This window comes from Bradyrhizobium sp. GCM10028915 (genome assembly GCF_042666195.1).
In the GTDB taxonomy this organism is placed as follows: domain Bacteria; phylum Pseudomonadota; class Alphaproteobacteria; order Rhizobiales; family Xanthobacteraceae; genus Bradyrhizobium; species Bradyrhizobium canariense_D.
This window is the reverse complement of the sequence record NZ_JBHTFN010000021.1, coordinates 461491-483864: the sequence shown is the minus strand read 5'-3', so window position 1 is coordinate 483864 and position 22374 is coordinate 461491. Positions and strand designations below refer to the sequence as shown.

The 22374-nt window shown below is 64.3% G+C and carries 20 protein-coding genes; 16 read left to right on the top strand and 4 right to left on the bottom strand.

The window, feature by feature from the left end:
• The first annotated feature begins 4 nt into the window (after window positions 1–4).
• The 4 genes from ACFQX9_RS14070 (at window position 5) to ACFQX9_RS14055 (ending at window position 4838) form a co-directional block, all read left to right on the top strand.
• Window positions 5–1411 carry a TRAP transporter large permease gene (locus tag ACFQX9_RS14070; protein WP_085351941.1) on the top strand — a complete coding sequence of 469 codons (1407 nt, stop codon included), beginning with the start codon at window positions 5–7 and terminating at the stop codon, window positions 1409–1411.
• On the top strand, window positions 1408–2457 hold the full coding sequence (locus tag ACFQX9_RS14065; protein ID WP_085351940.1) for an L-idonate 5-dehydrogenase: 1050 nt from the start codon (window positions 1408–1410) through the stop codon (window positions 2455–2457). The genes ACFQX9_RS14070 and ACFQX9_RS14065 overlap by 4 nt, the downstream gene beginning before the upstream one ends.
• Window positions 2458–2472: 15 nt before the next feature.
• Window positions 2473–3663 carry a mannonate dehydratase gene (uxuA, locus tag ACFQX9_RS14060; protein WP_377788952.1) on the top strand — a complete coding sequence of 397 codons (1191 nt, stop codon included), beginning with the start codon at window positions 2473–2475 and terminating at the stop codon, window positions 3661–3663.
• Window positions 3664–3926: 263 nt separating this feature from the next.
• Window positions 3927–4838: a lipase family protein gene (locus ACFQX9_RS14055; RefSeq protein WP_377788950.1), complete on the top strand. Its 912-nt coding sequence runs from the start codon at window positions 3927–3929 to the stop codon at window positions 4836–4838.
• A gap of 57 nt (window positions 4839–4895) precedes the next feature.
• Here the strand turns inward: ACFQX9_RS14055 and ACFQX9_RS14050 are convergent, their stop codons facing one another.
• Window positions 4896–5834, bottom strand: coding sequence for a LysR family transcriptional regulator (locus ACFQX9_RS14050; RefSeq protein ID WP_085351937.1), 939 nt, complete (start codon window positions 5832–5834; stop codon window positions 4896–4898).
• Window positions 5835–6044: 210 nt separating this feature from the next.
• On the opposite strand from ACFQX9_RS14050, the gene ACFQX9_RS14045 reads away from it, so the two are divergent.
• The 12 genes from ACFQX9_RS14045 to ACFQX9_RS13990 all read left to right on the top strand — a co-directional run bounded on the left by ACFQX9_RS14045 (window position 6045) and on the right by ACFQX9_RS13990 (window position 18339).
• Window positions 6045–7127, top strand: a complete 1083-nt coding sequence (locus ACFQX9_RS14045) for an ABC transporter ATP-binding protein (protein ID WP_018454006.1) — start codon at window positions 6045–6047, stop codon at window positions 7125–7127.
• A 36-nt stretch (window positions 7128–7163) separates the two neighbouring features.
• The gene (locus tag ACFQX9_RS14040) at window positions 7164–7880 is read left to right on the top strand and encodes an HAD family hydrolase (RefSeq protein WP_018454007.1); all 717 of its coding nucleotides are present in this window, start codon (window positions 7164–7166) and stop codon (window positions 7878–7880) included.
• Window positions 7881–7895: 15 nt separating this feature from the next.
• Window positions 7896–9203, top strand: a complete 1308-nt coding sequence (locus ACFQX9_RS14035) for an NAD(P)/FAD-dependent oxidoreductase (protein WP_377788947.1) — start codon at window positions 7896–7898, stop codon at window positions 9201–9203.
• 28 nt (window positions 9204–9231) lie between these two features.
• Entirely contained in the window at window positions 9232–10290 is a 1059-nt protein-coding gene (locus tag ACFQX9_RS14030; protein ID WP_204512149.1) for an ABC transporter substrate-binding protein, read from the top strand.
• A 72-nt stretch (window positions 10291–10362) separates the two neighbouring features.
• Window positions 10363–11175 (top strand): ABC transporter permease, encoded by an 813-nt coding sequence (locus tag ACFQX9_RS14025; RefSeq protein WP_039798931.1) that lies wholly within the window; start codon window positions 10363–10365, stop codon window positions 11173–11175.
• On the top strand, window positions 11172–11957 hold the full coding sequence (locus ACFQX9_RS14020) for an ABC transporter permease (RefSeq protein ID WP_085361521.1): 786 nt from the start codon (window positions 11172–11174) through the stop codon (window positions 11955–11957). The genes ACFQX9_RS14025 and ACFQX9_RS14020 overlap by 4 nt, the downstream gene beginning before the upstream one ends.
• 413 nt (window positions 11958–12370) lie before the next feature.
• The gene (locus ACFQX9_RS14015) at window positions 12371–14032 is read left to right on the top strand and encodes a thiamine pyrophosphate-binding protein (protein ID WP_377788945.1); all 1662 of its coding nucleotides are present in this window, start codon (window positions 12371–12373) and stop codon (window positions 14030–14032) included.
• 3 nt (window positions 14033–14035) lie between these two features.
• The gene (locus ACFQX9_RS14010) at window positions 14036–15301 is read left to right on the top strand and encodes an FAD-binding oxidoreductase (RefSeq protein ID WP_085351932.1); all 1266 of its coding nucleotides are present in this window, start codon (window positions 14036–14038) and stop codon (window positions 15299–15301) included.
• 9 nt (window positions 15302–15310) lie between these two features.
• On the top strand, window positions 15311–16054 hold the full coding sequence (locus ACFQX9_RS14005) for an aspartate/glutamate racemase family protein (protein ID WP_085351931.1): 744 nt from the start codon (window positions 15311–15313) through the stop codon (window positions 16052–16054).
• Between the two features lie 323 nt (window positions 16055–16377).
• Complete coding sequence (locus ACFQX9_RS14000; RefSeq protein WP_085351930.1) at window positions 16378–16917, top strand: thiamine pyrophosphate-binding protein; 540 nt, start codon at window positions 16378–16380, stop codon at window positions 16915–16917.
• Entirely contained in the window at window positions 16917–17507 is a 591-nt protein-coding gene (locus tag ACFQX9_RS13995; protein ID WP_143273367.1) for a thiamine pyrophosphate-dependent enzyme, read from the top strand. The genes ACFQX9_RS14000 and ACFQX9_RS13995 overlap by 1 nt, the downstream gene beginning before the upstream one ends.
• A 58-nt stretch (window positions 17508–17565) precedes the next feature.
• Window positions 17566–18339, top strand: a complete 774-nt coding sequence (locus tag ACFQX9_RS13990) for an SDR family NAD(P)-dependent oxidoreductase (RefSeq protein ID WP_085351929.1) — start codon at window positions 17566–17568, stop codon at window positions 18337–18339.
• A gap of 1 nt (window position 18340) precedes the next feature.
• Here the strand turns inward: ACFQX9_RS13990 and ACFQX9_RS13985 are convergent, their stop codons facing one another.
• From ACFQX9_RS13985 to ACFQX9_RS13975, 3 genes are read right to left on the bottom strand one after another with little or no spacing between them, the layout of a single operon-like run.
• A complete protein-coding gene (locus ACFQX9_RS13985) occupies window positions 18341–19135 on the bottom strand; it encodes an IclR family transcriptional regulator (protein WP_085361518.1) in 795 nt (264 codons plus the stop codon).
• A 17-nt stretch (window positions 19136–19152) separates the two neighbouring features.
• Window positions 19153–20880 carry an FAD-dependent oxidoreductase gene (locus ACFQX9_RS13980; RefSeq protein WP_085385314.1) on the bottom strand — a complete coding sequence of 576 codons (1728 nt, stop codon included), beginning with the start codon at window positions 20878–20880 and terminating at the stop codon, window positions 19153–19155.
• Window positions 20881–20887: 7 nt separating this feature from the next.
• Window positions 20888–22102 (bottom strand): ABC transporter substrate-binding protein, encoded by a 1215-nt coding sequence (locus ACFQX9_RS13975; RefSeq protein ID WP_377788942.1) that lies wholly within the window; start codon window positions 22100–22102, stop codon window positions 20888–20890.
• Window positions 22103–22374: the final 272 nt, after the last annotated feature.

The window sequence follows — 22374 nt, the reverse complement described above, 5'->3', positions numbered from 1 at the left end:
TTCCATGTTGCTGTTGCTTGGAGGCTTCCTCATCCTCATGCTGCTCGGCGTTCCCGTGGCCATCGCCATGGCGGCGTCGTCGCTGCTCTACATCCTGGTCAGCGGCGTGACGCCCGACGTCACGCTGGCGCAGCGCATGATCGCCGGTGTCGAGAGCTTTCCGTTGCTCGCCGTGCCGTTCTTCATCCTGGCCGGCAATCTCATGAACATCGCGGGCGTCACCGGGCGCATCTATAAATTCGCCGTCGCGCTGGTCGGCTGGATGCGCGGCGGCCTCGGCCACGTCAATATCATTGGCTCGGTGATCTTCTCCGGCATGTCTGGCACCGCGATCGCGGATGCCGCCGGTCTCGGTACCATCGAGATCAAGGCGATGAAGGACCACGGCTACTCCACGGAATTCTCCGTGGGCGTCACCGCGGCCTCCGCCACGCTCGGGCCGATCATCCCGCCGTCGCTGCCTTTCGTGATCTACGGCATGATGGCCAACGTCTCGATCGGCGCGCTGTTTCTGGGGGGCGTCATTCCAGGCGTCGTGCTGACGCTCCTGATGATGGCCACCGTCACCTACTTCGCGCACAAGAACAAATGGGGCAGCGATACGCCGTTCTCCTGGCCGCAATTGGGATCGGCGGGGCTCGAGATCCTCGTCGTATTGAGCTTCCCGATGGCTGTCTGGCTTCTGACGGTCGCCGGTCTCTCCACCAATTGGGCAGTTGGTCTCGGCCTGTTCGCGCTGCTCGCGATCGACTGGTACTTCGACTTCTCCGCGGTGATGGCGCTGATGGCGCCGGTGATCCTGATCGGCGGCATGACGCTCGGCTGGTTCACCCCAACGGAAGCCGCGGTCGCCGCCGTGATCTGGTCGCTGTTCCTCGGCCTGGTACGCTACCGCACCATGACGATGAAAACGGTCGCGAAAGCGACTTTCGACACCATCGAGACCACGGCTTCGGTGCTGTTCATCGTCACGGCAGCCTCGATCTTCGCCTGGCTGCTGACGGTGTCGCAGGCAGCCCAGATGCTGTCGGACTGGATGCTCAGCATCACCCACAACAAATGGGTGTTCCTGGCGCTCGCCAACGTCCTGATCCTGTTCGTCGGCTGCTTCATCGACACCACGGCGGCGATCACCATTCTGGTGCCAATCCTGCTGCCGATCGTGCTCAAGCTCGGCATCGACCCGATCCATTTCGGTCTGATCATGACGCTGAACCTGATGATCGGTCTGCTGCATCCGCCGCTCGGCATGGTGTTGTTCGTGCTCGCGCGCGTCGCAAAGCTCTCGGTCGAGCGCACGACGGTGGCGATACTGCCGTGGCTGGTGCCGCTGATGGTTGCGCTGATCGCAATCACCTACATCCCCGAACTGACCCTCTGGCTGCCGAAATACATGGGACTTTCCAAATGACTTCAACTGCTCTCGCCGCAACCCTGTTTGGCCCCGAAGATCTGCGCATGGTCGAGCATCCGCTCGACAAGCTCGCTGAAGGCATGGTGCGCCTCCGTTTCGGCGCCGGCGGCATTTGCGGCTCGGACATGCATTATTTCCGCCATGCCCGCACCGGCGATTTCGTCGTGAAATCGCCGCTGGTGCTCGGTCACGAGATCTCCGGCGAGGTCGTGGAGATCGCGGGCTCCGCGGCGAACCTGAAGCTCGGCGACCGTGTCGCCGTCAACCCGTCGCGCTGGTGCGGCCATTGCGTCGCTTGCCGCGAAGGCCGGCAAAACCTCTGCGAGAATATCTACTTCATGGGCTCGGCCTCGAAGACACCGCACATGCAGGGCGGCTTTGCCAACTATTTCGACGCGATCCCGGCACAGTGCGTGAAGATTCCCGATCATGTGTCCTATCAGGCCGCGGCGCTCGCCGAACCGCTCGCGGTCTGCCTGCACGCCGTCGCGCGTGCCGGCAACATCGATGGCAAGCGCGGCATCATCTTCGGCGCCGGTCCGATCGGGCTTCTGACCATGCTCGCCGCGCGCCGCGCCGGCATGACCGACATCACGGTGGCCGACATCGCGCCGGCGCCGCTGGCCTTTGCGACCCGGCTCGGCGCCTCTCACGTCGAGAATGTCGCAGCCGGCGAGGAAGGCCTGAAGGCGCAGGCCGCCTCGCGCCCCTACGATGTCGCTTTCGAAGTCTCGGGCACGGCTGCAGGCCTTGCCAGTGCGATCGGTATCGTCAGGCGCGGCGGCGTTGTGGTGCAGATCGGCAATTTGCCGGGTGGCCAGATTCCGGTGCCGGCCAATGCGGTGATGGCCAAGGAGATCGACCTGCGCGGCTCGTTCCGCTTCGGGCTCGAGTTCATGACGGCGGTGGAGCTGATCGCGGACGGCAGCGTCGACGTGCTGTCGCTGGTCACCGCCGAGCGGCCGCTGTCCACCGCGCCGGACGCGCTGCGGCTGGCGCTCGACCGCTCGCAGAGCGTCAAGGTCGTGCTGACCGCGAACTGATCCGGGAGAATTCCTATGATGCTCGAGGGATGGCGCTGGTATGGGCCGGACGATCCGGTCTCGCTGGATGATGTCAGGCAGGCCGGCGCGAGCGACATCGTCTCGGCGCTGCATCAGGTGCCGATCGGCGACGCCTGGACACGTAAGGCGGTCGAGGAGCGCAAGAACTTCATCGAGAGCGGCCAACCCGGGCGCTCGCGGCTGACCTGGTCGGTGGTGGAATCGATTCCGATCCCCGACGACGTCAAGCGTCTCGGGGCTAAAGCGACGCGCTCGATCGAGACATGGATCGCCAGCCTGGAGGCGGTTGCCGCGGCCGGCATCAAGATCATCTGCTACAACTTCATGCCCGTCGTGGATTGGTGCCGCACCGATCTCGAATGGGAGCTGCCGAACGGCGCCCGCGCCATGCGCTTCGATCAAGACCGTTTCGCGGCCTTCGAGCTGCACATCCTGAAGCGTCCCGCCGCCGTCCAGGAATACTCGCCCGAGCAGCAGGCCCGCGCGAAAAAACTGTTCAAGCAGATGAGCCAGGCCGATATCGACTATCTCGTCATGGTCATCGCCAGCGCGCTGCCGGGCTCGACCACCGAGCCGATGACCATCCCGCAATTCCGCGATCGGCTCGAAACATATCGCGACGTCACGCCAAAAATCCTGCGGCAGCATCTCGCCGAGTTTTTGGGCCGCGTCACCCCCGTCGCCGAGCAGCTCGGGGTCTCATTGACGCTGCATCCGGACGACCCGCCGCGCCCGCTGTTCGGTCTGCCGCGCGTCGCGTCCAGCGCCGATGACTATCAGGCGTTGTTCGATGCGGTGCCGTCAAAGGCGAATGGTATCTGCCTGTGCACGGGGTCGCTTGGCGTGCGCGCCGAGAACAATCTTCCCGCGATGGCCGAACGCTTCGGCCCGCGCATTGCCTTTGCGCATCTGCGCGCGACCAAGCGCGAGGCGGATGGCCTGTCCTTCTACGAGTCCGATCATCTCGACGGTGACGTCGACATGGTCGCGGTGCTGAAGGCGCTGCTGAAGGAGAACGCGCGGCGTTCGCCCGGCCAGAAAATTGTGTTCCGGCCCGACCACGGCCATCGCATGCTCGACGATCTCGCGGCCACCAAGCGCACCAATCCGGGCTACACCGCGATTGGCCGCCTCCGCGGCCTGGCCGAGCTCCGCGGCGCGATCCGCGCGATCGAGCATCGATAGAGGCCAAAACTTTATCCATACCGTCATTGCGAGCGCAGCGAACCAAACTAGAATTCCTCCGCGGAAGGACTCTGGATTGCTTCGCTACGCTCGCAATGACGCGGAGGGAGAGGTGCCTCGTCTCAACCTTGTCCCCTTAGGCGCAAAGGCAGAATACGTCCCGGGCACGCGCACAGATTGTCAAAATTCCAGCCATATGCGAAGGTAGCGTCATTCCGTTTTCGATCGACGCATTGCAGCAATAAGCCATTTAGGAGCTTGATGTGAGCATTCTGGTCGAACTTCCTCCCGATCAATATGAGCGACGGGCATTTGCAAAATTCAACGAGACATCAACCGGCTTTGATCTCGACATCGCTCGCGCGATGATGTGGATGTCGCAACTCGCCTACGAGACCCATGTGCCGGACACGATCAACAGGGTCTCTCCTTTCTGGGATCTGTCCGGCGTCAAGTTGCTGAGCCAGCCGGCGCATTCGACGCTGCCGCTGACCGACACGCGCGGGATCATCGCGAGCAAGGGTGACGCAACCATTGTCGCCTTCGCCGGCACCGACCCGCTTCATCTCCTGAACTGGGTCAGCGATTTCACGCTTGGCCGACCGAAGGCGCCCGTGCACCAGGGGTTCGTCGATGCGGCGGCGGCCGTGTGGGACGACGTGAAGAGCGCACTGGCGGCAGCGCTGGCGCGCAAATCACCGATCTTCATCACTGGGCACAGCCTCGGCGCCGCGATCGCGGTGGCAACGGCGGACTTCGCGCGGGAGCAGCTCCAGCTCGCGGATGCGCAGATCTATCTTTACGGTTGTCCGCGCGTGGGCCGCGACGATTTCGTCGCCCTCTACAACGGTACGTTCGGCAGGACGACCTATCGTCTCGTGCACGGCACCGACATCGTCCCGACCGTGCCTCCGCCCGGGCTTGGCTTTCATCACGTCGGCCGTTATCTCGCCTGTGCACGCGGCGCCAAATTCAGCGCCAGCCAGCTCATGACGAATGTTGGTTCGGATGAGCCAATGGCGAATGCTGGAATTGGTGAGCAGGTCCGCAATCTCCTCAGCGGCGTATCCGAGAACACGCGGACGGATGTCGTCGGCAGGCTCACGGTGCTGCTGCCGGCAGGGATCGGCGATCACCTGCCCGATCGTTACTGTGCCGCGCTGACACCCGCCTAGACTCCGGTTTTGATGCGTTTTCTTCACGTGAACCGGTCCACTTCGCCCGAAAACGCTCTAGTAGCAAGCCGCCATCGCGCCGAGCTTCGGATAGAGCCGGTCGATCGCGGCGATCTCGCTTTTCATCTGCGCGGTGATCCAGTCGCGGATCTCGGCGGCGATCGGACGCATCGGCCGGTTGCGCGGTGGCAGGAATTCGCAGATGCGGCGTGTGGTGGTGAGCGTGTCGGAGGCCGGCACCAGCGCGCCGGTCAACAGCCAGTGCGAGGCGACCGTCAGCCAACCGAGCGCGATGCCCTGGCCGAGCAGGGCGGCCTGCATCACGACGGCATAGTCCGTGAAGCTCAGCGCCTTTGCCACACCGCGGCGCCCGGTGAGAAGCGATGCGTAATCCGCGGCCCAGTCGCCCGGCGTCTCGGCGAGCCGAATGATGGTGTTGCCTTCGGCGGGATCGGTTTCGCCGAGATAGGCAGGGCTGCACATCGGCAGCATGACCTCCTTCATCACCAGCGTGCCGCCGGATGACGGCTCCTCGCGATCGCGGAAGCGCATGCCGAGGTCGACATTCTCCACCGGTCCGCGCAGCGCGCCGGAGATCAGCTGAAAGCGCAAATCGACCTGAGGAAATTGCTTCTGCAGCTTGTCGATGCGCGGCATCAGCCAATGCGTGGTGAAGGCGGAGGAGACCGACAGTGTCACCGTCTCGGTGCCCTTGCGGCGGCGCTCGATCTCGACCAGCCCGCTTTCGATGCTGCGAAAGCCTTCGAGCACGCGGCGATACAAGAGTTCGCCGTCCTCCGTGAGCACCGCGCGTCCCGCCTTGCGATCGAACAGGCGGACGCCGAGATAGTCCTCGAACTGACCCAGCATCCGGCTCACCGCAGGCTGGGTGACGTTCAGTTCGGCGGCCGCCGCCGTGAAGCTGCCATTGCGCGCCGCTGCGTCGAAGACGAACAGGGCGTTACTTGAGGGCAGCATCCGGCGCAGCTCTGGCATAACACCATGTTATGACCCAGGTGAGAATTTGGCAATTGCCGAGTTTTGCCAAGTCTGGTGTCATTGGCGTCATAGCCAAAAGACAGGGCCTGCGAGCGAAGATGTTGGTGCGGTGCACGCTTCGACCAGGAGTGCTCAAATTCCTGTCTATAAAGCAGGCTTATGGCGCGCAGTGAAGCACGCCGGCTCAGGAGATGGCGAGGTCGATCGTTGGACAAACGAGCGGAAAGCGTCGAGATCAGATCCGCGAGCAAGGCCTATGGTGCCGTTCGCGCCCTCGACGACGTGTCCCTCAATGTCGCCGCCGGCGAGTTCGTCTCCCTGCTCGGCCCCTCCGGCTCCGGCAAGACGACGTTGCTCGGCATCCTCGGCGGCTTCATCCTGCCATCGAGCGGAACGATCTTGTTCGGCGGCCGCGACGTCACCTGGATGCCGCCGCACAAGCGCGACATCGGCGTCGTGTTCCAGAACTACGCGCTGTTCCCGCATATGAGCGTCGGCGAGAATGTTGCCTTTCCCTTGCGCGCGCGACGGCTGCCGAAGGCGGCCTGGCCGGATAAGGTGCGCGCGGCGCTTTCGATGGTCGGTCTTGCCGGCTACGAAGAGCGCGGTATCGCGCAACTCTCCGGCGGCCAGCGCCAGCGCGTGGCGCTCGCACGCGCCATGATCTTCGAGCCGCGGCTGATCCTGATGGACGAACCGCTGTCCGCGCTCGACAAGCAACTGCGCGAATCCATGCAGATCGAGCTGCGCGCGCTGCACAAGCGCATCGGCGCCACCATCATCTACGTCACCCACGATCAGCGCGAAGCGCTGACCATGAGCGACCGCGTCGCCGTGATGAAGGACGGCAGGCTGATCCAGATCGACGCGCCCGAGCGCCTGCACGATCATCCCGCGGATTCCTTCGTCGCGAGTTTCATTGGCGAGGCCACGATGCTTCCCGTGCGACGCGTCGATGCCTCCGGCGTTGCGCTCGGCAATGTGCTTCTGCGCAGCGCCCGCGCCATTCCCGACGGGGACGCGCTGATGCTCGCCGTGCACAGCGAAAAACTGCTGATCGACGATGGTGCGCCGGACACCGCCTGCAATCGGCTCACCGGCACGGTCACCGACATCGTCTATCAGGGCGAGAGCCTGCGCATCTTCCTGGCGCTCGCCGATGGCATCGTGCTCAGCCTGCGCCAGGCGAGCTATCACCAGGCCTACAGCCGCATCCCGCCGCTGGGCGGCAGCCTTACCGTGACCCTTCACCCCGAGGACACCATCGTCGTGCCCAGGGTGAGGGACTGAACCCAAGCCTTGTCCAACCGAGAGAAGAAGCCAAAAATGTCGTCAGCAGCCTCGTTCAGCAATTTCAAGGTTCTCACCTTCGACGTCGTCGGCACCTTGATCGATTTCGAGACCGGCGTGCTCTCCGCGGTGCGCCGGATCTCGGGCAAGTCGCCGGCCGAGCTCAGCGACGACAAGATCTTCGAATCCTACAAGCGCGGTCGCGACAAGCACCACGAGCGTTCGAGCGAGGTGATGTTCCATGTCTATCGCTATCTTGCCAAGGAACTCGGGCTGCAGGCCGATGACGCCTCCTGCGACGTGTTCCAGCTCGCGGTGCTGCGCTGGGGACCGTTCCCAGACTCGGTCGAGGCTCTGAAGCGCCTGAGAACCAAATTCCGCCTGGTCGCGATGACCAATGCCGACCGCGTCGCGCTGTCCTGTTACGCGCACGCGCTCGGCAATCCCTTCGACGATACCGTTTGCGCCGACGAGACTGGCGTTGCGAAACCCGATCCGGAGTTTTTCGCCTACAACAAGGGCCGCCAGTCCGCTTTCGGCTACAAGCAGTCCGATATCCTTCACGTCGCGCAGAGCCAGTATCACGACATCGGGATTGCGCGGAAACTCGGCTACAAGGTGTGCTGGATCGAGCGCCGCCAGGGCATGGCCGGTTTCGGAGGCACACCGGCCGTGGAGACGCTGACCAAGCCGGACTTCCATTTTCCGACGTTGAAGGCGCTTGCCGATGCGGCCATCGGGCCGGCGGCGTAAGGCATGAGCGGTGGCATGACACGGGACTGGAACGCGCTGCCGTCGGCCAACTCGCTGTGGGCCGCCACGGCCGAGCCGGCGCGCGAGTTTCCGGTCGTGTCAGGCGAGCACCAGGCGGATGTGGTGATCATCGGTGCGGGCTACACGGGCCTGTCTGCTGCGCACCACACCGCCAAAAGCGGTTTGTCGCCGATCGTACTCGAGGCCAACCGCCCGGGCTGGGGCGCGAGTGGACGCAATGGCGGCGTGATCACCGCAAAGTTCCGCCTCTCGTTCCGCGAGATCGACGCCGTGCACGGCCGCGCCATGGCGCAGCGCATGTACGGGATCGCGCATGAATCCACTGATATCGTCGAGGAGCTGGTCTCCGAATTTGGCATCACCAGTGCCGCGTTGACGCGCACCGGCCAGGTCAAGGCCGCTCACAACGAGACGACCCTGAAGGCCGCGATCGACGAGGCCAACTGGATGAAGCGCGAGATGGGGGATGCGGAGGTCCGCATCCTCGACAAGGGGCAAGTGCGCGACGAGACTGGCTCCGACATCTTCGTCGGCGGCGTGCTCAATCCCGGCTCCGGCGGCATCCATCCGCTGAATTATCTGCGCGGCCTTGCCGATGGCGTGGCGCGCCGCGGCATCCCGATTTTCCAGGAGTCGCCGGTCGTAAGGCTCCGCCGCGACAACAGCGGCATCGTCGCTGAAACGCCGCAAGGCGCAGTGCGGGCAAAGCACGCGATCATCGCCACCAACAGCTATTCCGACCTCACCGGCGCGACGACGAACATGCAGCGCACGCTGATCCCGTTCCGAAGCGCCATCATCGCGACCGACAGGCTGCCGCGCAACCTCGCGGGAAGCCTGATGCCGACCGGGCGCACCTACACCGAGACCAAGCGCATGATGCGCTGGTTCCGCATGGTCGACAATCGTGTGATTTTTGGTGGCCGCGGCGCGTTCGGCAAGCAGGATTCGGAAACCGCTTTCGACGCGTTGCGCAAGGCGATGGTCGGAATCTTTCCCGACCTTGCCGACGTCCCGCTCGCCTACAAATGGTCGGGCCTGGTCGGGATGACGTTGGACTCCGTGCCGCATATCGGCCGGCTCGACGACCGCACGCTGTTCTCGATGGGCTACAACGGCGCGGGCGTGGCGATGTCGAGCCTGATGGGCCGCTATCTCGCCGCTTTCGTGCGCGGCGAGACGCCAGAGGTCGGGCTGCTCGACGCGAGGCGATTGAAAGCCATCCCGTTCTATCCGTTGCGCGAGCCCGCCGTGCGCATGGTCGCCGGCTGGTACCAGTTTCTCGATGCGATCGGACAGTGACATTTAATTAGTGACAGAGGAGGCGAGGATGACGACGAAACGAGATTTTCGATTTGGCTACGCTTTGTTGGGCGGATCGCTCGGAATGTTCGCAACAACCGGCATCGCCGCCGCTGCCGAACAGATCACCTTCGTCTCGCAAGGCGGCGCCTACCAGCAGGCGCAGACGGCGGCGATTCTCGATCCCACCGCCAAGAAGCTCGGCATCACCGTCAACCAGGACTCCATTCCCGATGCCTGGCCCGCAATCAAAACGCAAGTCGGCAGCGGCAAGCCGATCTGGGATGTCGTCGATACTCCGACCGGCAACTGCCTGCGTGGCGGCGAGCAGGGGCTGATCGAGAAGCTCGACTTCTCGAAGATCCCGAATGGCGCCGCGATGCCGGAGTCCTATCGCAGCCCCTATTCGGTTTCCTACGAGTTCTATTCCAGCGTACTGGCTTACAGCCAGAAGACGTTTCCGAAGGACGCGCCGAACAGCTGGGCCGATTTCTGGGACGTCAAGAAATTTCCCGGGCGCCGCGCACTGCGTAACCACCCGTTCGCGACGCTCGAGGCGGCCCTGATGGCCGACGGCGTCGCGCCCGACAAGCTCTATCCGCTCGACGTCGAGCGCGCCTTCAAGAAGCTGGAAGAGATCAAGCCGCACATCACGGTGTGGTGGACCTCCGGTGCGCAGTCGGCACAGCTTCTCAATGACGGCGAGGTCGACATGGAGATGGCCTGGAACGGCCGCGTCAGCGCAGTCGCGAAGGAAGGCGCCAAGGTCGCCTTCACCTACAACCAGGGCGTTTTGCAGAGCACCTCGCTCTGCATTCTCAAGGGCGCGCCGAATCTCGAGACGGCAGTCAAATTCCTCAACGAGGCCGTCGATCCCGTGCACCAGGCCAATCTGCCGCTCAATATCGATTATGGTCCGGGCAATCCCAAGGCGTTCGAGACCGGCGTGATCAAGCCCGAGCGCGCCGCGCAATTGCCGAGCGAGCCCGCGAACGCGGCGAAGCAGGCGCTGATGTCCTACGCCTGGTGGTCCTCGCCGGCGGGCGAAGCCGCCGAGAAGCGTTGGGCGTCGTTCATGCAGAAGTAGGCGAAGCGGGCCGCGTCGATGACATCCGTGCCGGATCCCTCCCAAAAGCATCAGCGTCGCGAACACGGCCTGATGCTGGCATTGGTGTCGCCGGCGCTGCTGGTGATCTTGGCTCTGATCGTGCTGCCGGTCGGCTGGCTCGCCTGGCAGTCGATCTACCATGACGGCTTCACGCTGGAGAATTATCGCCGCGTCTTCACCGAAGACATCTACTGGCGCAGCTTTGCGCTGACCTTCGAGATCAGCCTCGTGGTCACGGGAATCGCGCTGCTGCTTGGCTATCCCGTGGCCTACCTCGCCAACTCGGTGCCGAAAGGATGGAGCATTCTCATCCTGTCGCTGGTCGTGCTGCCGTTCTGGACCAGTGTGCTGGTGCGCGCTTATGCCTGGCTGGCGCTGCTCCAGCGCACCGGTGTGATCAACCAGCTTTTGCGTTATCTCGAGGTGACGAGCGAACCGCTCGCGCTGGTGCACAACACCTTCGGCACGGTGGTTGCGACGGTACACATCCTCTTGCCGTTCATGGTGCTGCCGCTCTACGCCACCATGCAGAAGATCCCGTCCGACCTCATGCAGGCCGGCGCCAGCCTGGGAGCGAGCCCGTCGCTCACCTTCGTCCGCGTCTTCCTGCCGCTGTCTCTGCCGGGCGTGCTGGCAGGCTGCACCATGGTGTTCGTGCTCTGCCTCGGTTTTTACATCACGCCGGAACTGCTCGGCGGCGGCCGCACGGTGATGGTGTCGATGCTGGTGAGCCGCAATGTCGAGCTATACAACCAGTTCGGCGCGGCGAGCGCAGTCGCCGTCGTGCTGCTCTTAAGCGTGCTCGCGATCTTCTTCGTCGTCAGCCGCTTCATCTCGCTCGATCGCATATTGGGGCAGAAATGACGCGATTGTCACCCGCCCGGATCGCCCTCTATGTGATCAGCGCGCTGGTGCTGATCTACCTGATCCTGCCGGTGCTGATCATCGCGCCGATCTCCTTCTCCAGCGCGCGTTTTCTGACCTTTCCGCCACCGTCGTTCTCGCTGCGCTGGTATCAGCAGTATTTCTCCAACGCGGCCTGGATGCAGGCGACGCGGGTAACGCTGACGGTCGCGCTCCTTACCGTGCTTATCGCAACGCCGCTCGGCGTCTCCGCCGCCTATGCCATCAGCCAGTCGAAGCTGCGGATCATGCGGCTGATCCACATGATGCTGCTGTTGCCGCTGGTGGTGCCGATCATCATCACTGCGGTGGGGATATTCTTCCTCTATGCCAAAATCGGCTTGGTCGCGACGCTGCCGGGCCTGGTGCTCGCCAATGTGATGCTGGGGCTGCCTTACGTGATCATTTCGGTGCTGGCGGGCTTGCAGAGTTTCGATCCGGCGCAGGAGATGGTCGCACGCAGCCTCGGCATGAATCGCCTGCGTAGCTTCTTCGCGGTGACCTTGCCGCAGATCAAGTCCAGCGTGGTCGCAGGCGGCATCTTCGCCTTCATCTCGGCGATGGACGAGACCATCGTCGCGCTTTTCATCTCCGGCGGCCAGTATCAGCCGCTGACCAAGCGCATGTTCACCGCCCTCCGCGACGAGATCGACCCGACCATCGCTGCCATCTCGACGCTGATGACGGCGGCCTCCTTCGTGCTGGTACTGCTGGCGAGCGCGCGGCAGAAAAAGGGCGGGTGATTTTTGTTCATCGTCCTGGCGAAAGCCAGGAGGTCCTGGCTTCGCCAGGACGACACCGAATGCTTGGCACGAACTTCGCCGTCTCACGCTTTCGCCGCCGGCCACGCCAAAATCATCTCCACGATCTGTGCCCTGCTGTTTGCCGGCACGTCGGCCTCGCTGAGGTCGCGGTCGAATAGGGCACCGATCTGGTTCGGCCAGGTCGTCAACGAAGGCGTCGAAGCTCGCCACCTCTCGTCCGGCAAGCGGCTGCGACATGGGCTGCAGTGCAACCAGCAGGGGCGGGCATGACGCCTGCGCAGGGTGCGAGGAGCCTTTCGATCTTGCGCGCCCTGTCGGCCTGTCCTACGCCAGCTCCGAGCAAAATTTCGCGAAGCTGCGAAACGCATCGCCAAAGCCTTGAGGGAGCCGTCATGACCATTCGCAACGCCCGCACCGGGGGCCAGATCCTGATCGATCAGCTCGTCGCCCAGGGCGTCGAGCGCGTCACCTGCGTGCCGGGCGAGAGCTATCTGGCGGCGCTGGACGCGCTGCACGACAGCCCGATCGACGTCATGATCTGCCGCGCCGAAGGCGGTGCGGCGATGATGGCGGAAGCCTATGGCAAGCTCACCGGGCGTCCCGGCATCTGCTTCGTCACCCGCGGCCCCGGCGCCACCAATGCGAGCCACGGCGTCCACATCGCGATGCAGGATTCCACGCCAATGATCCTGTTCGTCGGTCAGGTCGACACCGGCATGCGCGAGCGCGAGGCGTTTCAGGAACTCGACTACAAGGCGGTGTTCGGCACCATGGCGAAATGGGCGGTCGAGATCGATCGTCCCGACCGGATTCCGGAGTTGGTCGCGCGCGCTTTCCGCGTCGCCATGCAGGGCCGTCCCGGTCCCGTGGTGATCTCGCTGCCCGAGAACATGCTGACCGAGACCGCAGCCGTTGCGGACGCCATGCGCATCGAGCCGGCGGTGAGCTGGCCGGCGCCTGCCGATATCGAGCGCGTCGGCGCCATGCTTGCGAGCGCCAAGGCGCCGCTCGTCATTCTTGGCGGCTCGCGCTGGACGGATGAAGCGACCCGGAGCATCGCGCGCTTTGCCGAGCGGTTCGACCTGCCGGTCGCGACCTCGTTCCGCCGGGCCTCGCTGATCGACGCCGATCACTCGCATTATGCCGGCGATCTCGGCATCGGGCCGAGCCCGGGCCTGAAGGCGCGCATCAACCACGCCGACGTCATTTTGCTGATCGGCGGCCGCATGTCGGAAATGCCGTCCTCATCCTACACGCTGCTCGACATTCCGACCCCGCGGCAGAAGCTGATCCACGTTCATCCCGGCTCGGAAGAGCTCGGCCGCATCTATCAGCCTGAGCTCGCGATCCAGGCCACGCCCGCCGCCTTCGCGGCCGCGGTCGAGACGCTGAAGCCGGCAGGCGCCGTTGCCTGGAAGGGCGAGGCCGCCAAGGCGCATGCCGACTATCTCGCCTGGACCGAAAAGGCGCGCGAGCTGCCGGGCACGTTCCAGTACGGCCAGGTCATGACCTGGCTGCGCGATCGCCTGCCCAAGGACGCGATCGTCTGCAACGGCGCCGGCAACTACGCCGGCTGGATCCATCGCCATCATCGCTTCCACAGCTTTGCCGCCCAGCTCGCGCCGACCTCGGGCTCGATGGGATATGGCGTGCCGGCGGCGGTGCTCGCGAAACGGCAATATCCGGATCGCACCGTTATCGCGTTCGCTGGCGACGGCTGCTTCCTGATGAACGGGCAGGAATTCGCGACTGCCGTGCAATACGATGCGCCGCTCGTCGTCATCATCGTCGACAATGCGCAATACGGCACCATCCGCATGCACCAGGAGCGCGACTATCCGGGACGCGTGGTCGGCACCCAGCTCAAGAACCCGGATTTTGCGATGTACGCAAAAGCGTTCGGCGGCCATGGCGAGCGCGTCGAGCGCACCGAAGAGTTCGCGCCGGCGTTCGAGCGTGCGCTCGCCTCGGGCAAGCCGTCGATCCTCCACTGCATCATCGATCCGCGCGCGATGTCGGTCGGCAAGGACTTCGCCCCTGCGGTGAAGGCTTAAGCGATGTCGGAGGGCCGCCACGTCGCCATCATCGGTGCCGGCGCGGTCGGCGTGATCAGCGCCATCGAGGCGCTGCGCGAGGGATATCGCGTCACGCTGATCGACGCCGGCGAGCCCGGTGGCGAACAGGCGGCGAGCTACGGCAATGCCGGCTGGCTCTCTTCGCATTCGGTAATCCCGCCGGCCGAGCCCGGTGTCTGGAAGAAGGTGCCGGGTTATCTGGTGGACCCGCTCGGGCCGCTCGCGATCCGCTGGTCTTATCTGCCGAAGGCGCTGCCCTGGCTGGTCAAATATCTGCTCTCGGGCTGGACCGAGGCGCGGGTCGAGACGACGGCCTTCGCGCTACGCGGCCTCCTGAAGGACGCGCCGCAGTTGCACAGGAAGCTCGCGGAGGAGGCGGGCGTCCCTGAATTGATCGAGCGTAACGGCGTGATGCATGTCTTCCCGTCACGCGGCAATTTCGACAACGATCTCGGTTGGCGCGTGCGCAAGCGCGTCGGCGTCGAATGGCTTGAGCTTTCGTCCGACGAGATGCGTCAACGCGAGCCGGATTTGCATCCGCGCTACACTTTTGGCGTGGTGGTGGAGGAGGCCGGGCGCTGCCGCGATCCCGGTGCCTATGTCGCGGCGCTCGCGCAACATGCCCTAGCAAGCGGCGCCAAGCTCGTGCGGGCCAAGGCAATTGGGCTGAAGCTATCCGGCAACAAGCTCGTGGCTGTCCTGACCGAGACCGGCGAGATTGCGTGCGATGCCGCGGTGATTGCCGCCGGTGCGCATTCGAAGCGGCTCACGGCGTCCATCGGCGATCCGCTGCCGCTTGAGACCGAGCGCGGCTATCACGTCATGATCGAGAATCCGGAATCGGGGCCGCGCAGCTCGATGATGGCCTCGGATGCGAAGATGGTGGTGAACTGGACCGACAAGGGTTTGCGCGCCGCCGGCACGGTCGAGATCGCCGGCCTCGAGGCCGCACCGAACTGGAAGCGCGCCGAGATCCTGCGCAACCATCTCGTCAGCATGTTCCCGAAACTGCCCACGGACATTCCGGCTTCGCGTATCAAGACCTGGTTCGGCCATCGGCCGAGCATGCCGGACGGACGTCCCTGCATCGGTTACGCGCGGGCCTCGCGTGACATCGTCTATGCCTTCGGCCACGGCCATATCGGCCTGGTCGGCTCGGCCCGCACCGGTCGTCTCGTCGCCCAGCTTCTGAGCGGCAAGCCGCCGGAAATTCCGCTCGCACCGTTTTCGCCCGATCGTTTTCTCTGAGATCGCATCATGACCGCTCCAGCCAACTCGTCCCCCCGAATAGCCCGCGGCGGCAAGGCCATCTATGGAGCGCCGCTCGGCATCCTGATGCTGGAGGCGCGCTTTCCCCGCATTCCCGGCGACATGGGCAACGGCACCACCTGGCCCTTCCCCGTGCTCTATCGTGTGGTGAGCGGGGCTTCGCCCGAGAAGGTGGTATTGAAGGGCGCCGCCGGTCTGCTGCCTGATTTCATCGACGCGGCAAAGGACCTGGTGCGGCTCGGGGCCGAGGCCATCACCACCAATTGCGGCTTCCTCTCGCTGTTCCAGAAGGAGATCGCGGCCGCGGTCGGCGTTCCCGTTGCGACCTCGTCACTGATGCAGGTGCCGTGGGTGCAGGCGACCTTGCCGCCGGGCAAGCGCGTTGGCCTCGTCACGGTATCCGGTTCGACCTTGACGCCGGCCCATCTCGCAGGCGCCGGCGTGCCGCTCGATACGCCGCTGGTCGGCACCGAGCACGGCAAGGAATTCTTCCGCGTCTTGATCAAGGCCGAGAAGGAGGACATGGACATTGCGCAGGCCGAACGTGATGTGGTCGAGGCCGGCAAGGAGCTGATCGCCAGGAACCCGGATGTCGGCGCGATCGTGCTGGAATGCACCAACATGCCGCCTTATGCAGCGGCGCTTCAGGCCGAGGTCGGATTGCCCGTCTACGATATCTATTCCATGATCACCTGGTTTCATGCCGGGCTGCGGCCGCGCCAGTTTGGCTAGAGGTCGAGAAGTTGTCTATGACTCCTCTTCCTTCTCCCGTGCGGGAGAAGGTGGCGCGAAGCGCCGGATGAGGATATCTCTCCGCGCATATGGATGCGGATGAGTTCGCGGAGAGATACCCCTCACCCAAATGAGTTTGTATCTGTCAGCGGTGATGTCCTCTCCCGCAAGGGGAGAGGGCGCAGCCATGCGCATCGTGCGCTGTCCCACCGGCAGCGGAAGAGGCAGCTATACAATCCCTCGATACCTGATCGCGCCAGACGGTCAGAGCTTTGGCGCCTGAACATCGCTAGAGTGCCTCTCGAAATCCACGGAGACCAGCGGTGCACAGCCTTCAATCCAATCCCGACACGCGCGCAGACGATTGGCCGTCCGAGCTCTACCGCATCCTGAAAGCCGCCGACGTGCGGCAGATGTTCTACGTTCCCGATGCCGGTCACAGCCAGCTCATCCGCCTGTTCTCCGCCGACCGCGACGTCACCACCAACGTGCTGACGACGGAAGAGGAGGGCGTCGCCATCGCCGCAGGCGCCTGGCTCGGCGGCCAGCGTAGCGTGCTCTTGATGCAGTCGAGCGGGGTCGGCAATTGCATCAACATGCTGTCGCTGTCGGCGATCGGACGATTTCCACTGCTGATGCTGGTGACGATGCGCGGCGAATGGGCCGAGTTCAATCCCTGGCAGGTGCCGATGAGCCGTGCGACGCAGCCCTCGCTGGAAGCGATTGGTTTGAAGGTGATGCGCGCGGAGACGGCGGAGGATCTGGTCGAGACCGTGGAATCGGCCGCAGCGCTCGCCTACGATTCCGATCAGCAGATCGCGGTGCTGATCGGGCAACGCCTGATCGGCAAGAAGAAGTGGTGATGCCAATGCAAGCTCAGCTCGACCGCCGCGCCGCCGTCGCCGCGCTCCTGAAGAATCGCAAGGACACGCTGGTCGTGTCCGGCCTCGGCTCGCCGACCTATGATCTTCATTCGGTCGGCGACCATGACGGCAATTTCTATCTCTGGGGCGCCATGGGCGGCGCCGCGCTGATCGGGCTTGGCCTCGCGCAAGCCCAGCCGGGAAAGCGCGTCCTCGCTTTGACCGGGGATGGCGAGCAATTGATGGGCCTCGGCGGCATCGCCACCATCGGCGTCGCGCGCCCGCGCAATCTCGACATCGTCGTGATCGACAACCAGCATTTTGGCGAGACCGGTATGCAGGCCAGCCACACCGGGCGCGGCGTCGATCTCACTGCGATCGCTGTGGCCTGCGGCTTTGCCGCGACCGGGACCGTGCGGACGCTCGAGGAGGTGGAACGTCTGGCGACGCAGCTCGACGAGCCGGCCGATGGCCCGCGCCTTTTTGTCATCAAGGTTCTGGCCGAAAATCCGCCGCGCTCGCTACCCTCGCGCGATGCCGTCTTTATCAAGAACCGGTTCCGTGCTCATCTTAGCTTCGCGTCGGTCTGAGCCGGGTTTCTCGCCCGGCGACAGTCTGCTGTCGAAGCAGCTACTCTGGAGTGAGACCATGAAACTATCCGGCAAGGTCGCCGCCATCACCGGCGCGGCGCGCGGTATCGGCAAGGCTTGCGCAAAGCGATTCCTGGACGACGGCGTCAAGGTCGTCATCTCGGATGTCGATGCCGAGGGCTTGGCCGCGACGGCCGCCGAACTCGCGCGACCGGATGCCTTGCGCACTGTCGTCGGCAATGTCGCAAAGCGTGCCGATGTCGACCAGCTGGTCGCAACTGCCGCAAAAGAGTTCGGCCGGCTCGATATCATGGTCAACAATGCCGGCGTCGCTCGCAACCGGGACCTCCTGGAGATCTCCGAAGAAGAATTCGATGAAATCATCGGCATCAACCTGAAGGGCGCGTTCTTCGGCGTGCAGGCGGCGGCGAAGCAGATGATCGCGCAAGGCGGCGGCGGGGTCATCATCAACATGTCCTCGGTCAATGCACTGCTGGCAATCCCGGCGCTTGCGACCTACGCCATGTCCAAGGGCGGCATGAAGCAGCTCACCTCGGTCGCTGCCGTCGCACTCGCTCCGCACAATATTCGTGTCGTCGCGGTCGGGCCGGGCACGATTCTGACCGACATGGTGGCATCGTCCATCTACACCTCGGAAGATGCCCGCAAGACCGTGATGTCACGCACGCCGGCCGGCCGTGGCGGCGAGCCGAGCGAAGTTGCCTCCGTCGTCGCGTTTCTTGCGAGTGACGATGCGTCCTACATCACGGGGCAGACGATCTATCCAGATGGTGGGCGGTTGATTCTGAATTACACGGTGCCGGTGAAGTAGATCACTCCGCCGCAGCCGTCATCCCGTGACCCAGTCGTTTCGAAATGCCGCCCGCGCAATCGCGTAGCGCATGGGCGATCGGGCTGTCCCAGCGCGCGTCAAAAGTGCCTTCCGGCCCCATCGCGGTGATTACCAGCGCGACATGGCCGGAATGATCGAACACCGGCGCAGAGAATGCGTTGACGCCGGGCAGGGGGTCGCCGAGCGCGCGGGCGAGGCCGTGCTTGCGGACCTCTGTGAGCATCTCAGTGACCTTCGCGCCTTTCACGGCGCGCTTCGGATTATAGCCGACGCCATGACGATCGAGGCCGCTTTCGAGCGCGGCGTTGATCGTCTTCTCCGGCAGGAAGGCCGCAAAGGCGCGGCCCGTGGCCGTCTCCAGCAGTGCCATCACCGAGCCGGCGCGCATCACGATGTGAACGGGCTGGCCGGGTTCTTCGAGCTGCACCACGGTCGGGCCGTGCGTCCCCCACACCGCGAGCGAGACCGCATGCCCGATCTGACTTGCGAGCGCCGCGATCTTCGGTCCTGCGATGCGTACGCCGGATAGTCGGCGCAGGCTGATCAGGCCGAGCTCCAGCGCCAGCGCGCCGATCTCGTAACGGCCGGTGGTCTCGTCCTGCTCGATCAGGCCGATGCGGGAGAAGCTGGCGAGATAGGGATGCGCTTTGGCCGGCGTCATGCCGGCCTCGCGCGCGAGATCGCGCAGCATCATCGGCTCGCCGCATCTTGCAAGCGCGCGGAGCAATTCTCCGCCGACCTCGATCGACTGGATGCCGCGGCTCTCTCTTTTCATGCGCCTCCTGGCGTGGCTTACGCCGCGTTGCGCTTGGCGGCGCTGTCGGCGAGATGACGGCCGGCAATGTAGCCGAAGGTCAGCGCCGGCCCAAGCGTGATGCCGGCGCCCGGATAATTGCCGCCCATGATGCTCGCCATGTCGTTGCCGGCGGCATAGAGCCCGGGAATCACCCGTCCCTCCGCATCGAGCGCCCGCGCGTTCTCGTCGGTGACGATGCCGGCATAGGTGCCGAGATCGCCGACCACCATCTTGATGGCGTAGAACGGGCCGTTCTCGATCGGCGCGACGCAGGGGTTCGGGCCGTGCAGCGCATCGCCCTGGTAGCGGTTATAGGCCTTTGAGCCCTTGCCGAAGGCGGCGTCGTGTCCCTGTGGTGCGGTCGCATTGAACTGCTTGACGGTCTCGGTAAACGCGCTGGCATCGATACCCGCTTTTGCCGCGAGTGCCTCCAGTGTCTCGCCGCGCATGAGATATCCCGTCTTGAGGTGATGACCCAGCGGCATCGGGAACGGCGGCACGCAGCCGAGGCCGTATTTGCGCAGGGTCTGGTGATCGCAGACCAGGTACGCCGCGATCTCCTCGCCGGGTTTCGCCGCCTTGACCATGGCCTGGACGAAGTCGTGATAGGAATTGCCCTCGTTGGCAAAGCGCTTGCCGTCACGCATCACCGCGATCACACCGGGTTTGGCGCGGTCGATGAAATGCGGCATCACGCCGTGTGAGCCGTCCTTGCGCTTGGTGACCGAGACCGGGACCCAGGCTGCCGCGTTCGGCAGCCTGTCCTCGACATGTCCGCCGGCGCGTTCTGCGAGCCGCAGCCCATCGCCGGTGTTGCCGGTCGGTCCCGGCGAAAAATGCTCGTTCCCGGTCGGCGCGTGCGGGAACATCTTCTTGCGCCGTTCGACATCATGCGGGAAACCGCCGCAGGCGAGCACGACGCCTTGTCTCGCACGAATGCGGACGTCGCGTCCGTCGCGGGCGACAATGGCGCCCGTGACAGTGCCGTTCTCGACAGTGAGCTCGCGCACCGGCGAGGACAGCCACATCGGTATCTTCAGGTCCTGGGCCGATTTTGCCAGGCGCCCGGCGAGCGCATTGCCGTTGGTCAGCGTCATGCCGCGGCCATAGCGCAGTACGTCCATCAGATGCCGCGACAGGCGCTTTGCGACATAGACCGCCGAGCTTAGGGACTTCGTCGCGCGCATGAAATGGACGATGTCTTTGCCGGATCCGAGCATCATGCCGAATACGGTCAGCTCGGGCAGGGGCATGCCGAGGGTCTTGATCTGGTCGCCGAGTTCGCGGCCGTCGAACGGGCGCGCCACCATCGAACGACCACCCTGGGCGCCGCCGGGCGCCTCGGCGTGGTAGTCCGGGAACACCAGCGGCATGTCGAAACGGAGCGCCGTCTTGCTGGTGAAAAAATCGATCGCCTCGGGCCCGGCGCTCAGGAATGCATCGACGCGCGCGGCTTCAAAGTTGTTGCCGGCTTCGTGCCGCAGGTAAGTCCGCGCCTGCTCCGGTGTCTCCTCGATGCCGTAGGCCTTGGCCAGCGAGGTACCGGGAATCCAGAGCCAGCCGCCGGAGCGGGCGGTGGTGCCTCCGAAGCGCGGCTCCTTCTCGACGATCAGCACGTCGAGGCCGCGATAGCGCGCGGTGATGGCGGCCGACATGCCGGAGCAGCCCGATCCGGCCACGAGCACATCGCACTCGTAAGTCTCGTTGCGCTCGTTGCCGGTCATGCAGGCCTCACTTCTTGAGCAACGGACATTTCGACTCGGAGACCGGGCGGAAGGCGTCCTCGCCCTTCACCGTCTTGATGATCTCCAAATAATCCCACGGTTCCTTGGACTGCTCGGGTGTTTTCACCTTGGCGAGATACATGTCGCGAATGACGCGGCCGTCCTCGCGCAAGCGTCCGCCATGAACGAATGTATCCTCGATCGGCAGCTCGCGCATCTTGGCCATGGCCTTGGCGGGATCATCGGTGCCGGCGGCCTTGATGGCCTTGAGATAATGCAGCACCGAGCCGTAGACGCCGGTCTGAATCATGGTCGGCATCACCTTGGTGCGCTCGTAGAATTTCCGCGACCATGCGCGGGTCGCCTCGTCCATGTTCCAGTACGAGGCCGTGGTCATGTAGGTACCCTGCGCGGATTTGAGGCCGATCGCGTGGACATCGGTGTCGAACATCAGGAGGCCGACCAGCTTCTGGCCACCCTGCACCAGGCCGAACTCGCCGGACTGCTTGATGGCATTGTCGGTGTCCTGGCCCGCATTGGCGAAAGCGACGACGTCCGATTTCGAGCTTTGCGCCTGGAGTGCAAAGGACGAGAAATCGGCCGTATTGGTGGGGTGCTTCACGCCGCCCAAAACCTTGCCGCCCATCTCGTTGATGAAGCGCGTGGCATCCTTCTCGAGCTGCTGCCCGAAGGCGTAGTCGGCGGTGATGAAGTACCAGGATTTTCCGCCTTCCTTGATCACGGCGGAGGCCGTCACCTTCGACAGCGCGTAGGTATCGTAGGTGAAGTGCACGGTGTTCGGGCTGCAAAGCTCGTCGGTCAGCGAACTCGCGCCGGGCCCGGAGAGCAGCGCAATCTTGTTGCGGTCGCGCACCATATTGTGGACGGCGATCGCGATGCCGGAATTGGGGATGTCGACGACGGCATCGACCTTGCCGTTGTCGAACCAGCCGCGCACAATCTGCACGCCGACATCGGTCTTCATCTGGTGATCGGCGCTGATGATCTCGATCGGCTTGCCGAGCACGGTGGGCCCGAATTCCTCCAAGGCCATTTTCGCGGCCTCCACGGAGCCCGGCCCGCTGTTGTCGCGGCCCCAGCTCGACAGATCCGTCAGCACGCCGATCCGCACGGCGTCGTCGGAGATTTGCGCGTTCGCAACGGTGGTCATGGCAGCCGAAGTCATGGCCGCGAGCATGGCGCAGGCCAAAAACCCTCTCATCGTCGTTCCCTCTCGTTTATGGGCGCGCTTGGCGCGGCCGGCTATTGTGGCAGCAAGTTAGATATTAGCAAATAAGTTTGTCAATGGAGAATAAAGGATCCGCGTCGTCTTGGCGAAGGCCGGGACCCATACCGCGTGATCTCTCGAAGTCGGGCGGTCGCAGTACCAGGGCGCCGGTCTTTGCCAAACTCCTCCCTGTGATTATGGGTCCCGGCCTTCGCCGGGACGACAGTGAGGAGGCAGTGGCGCGAAAATCTCGCATTCTGATCTTG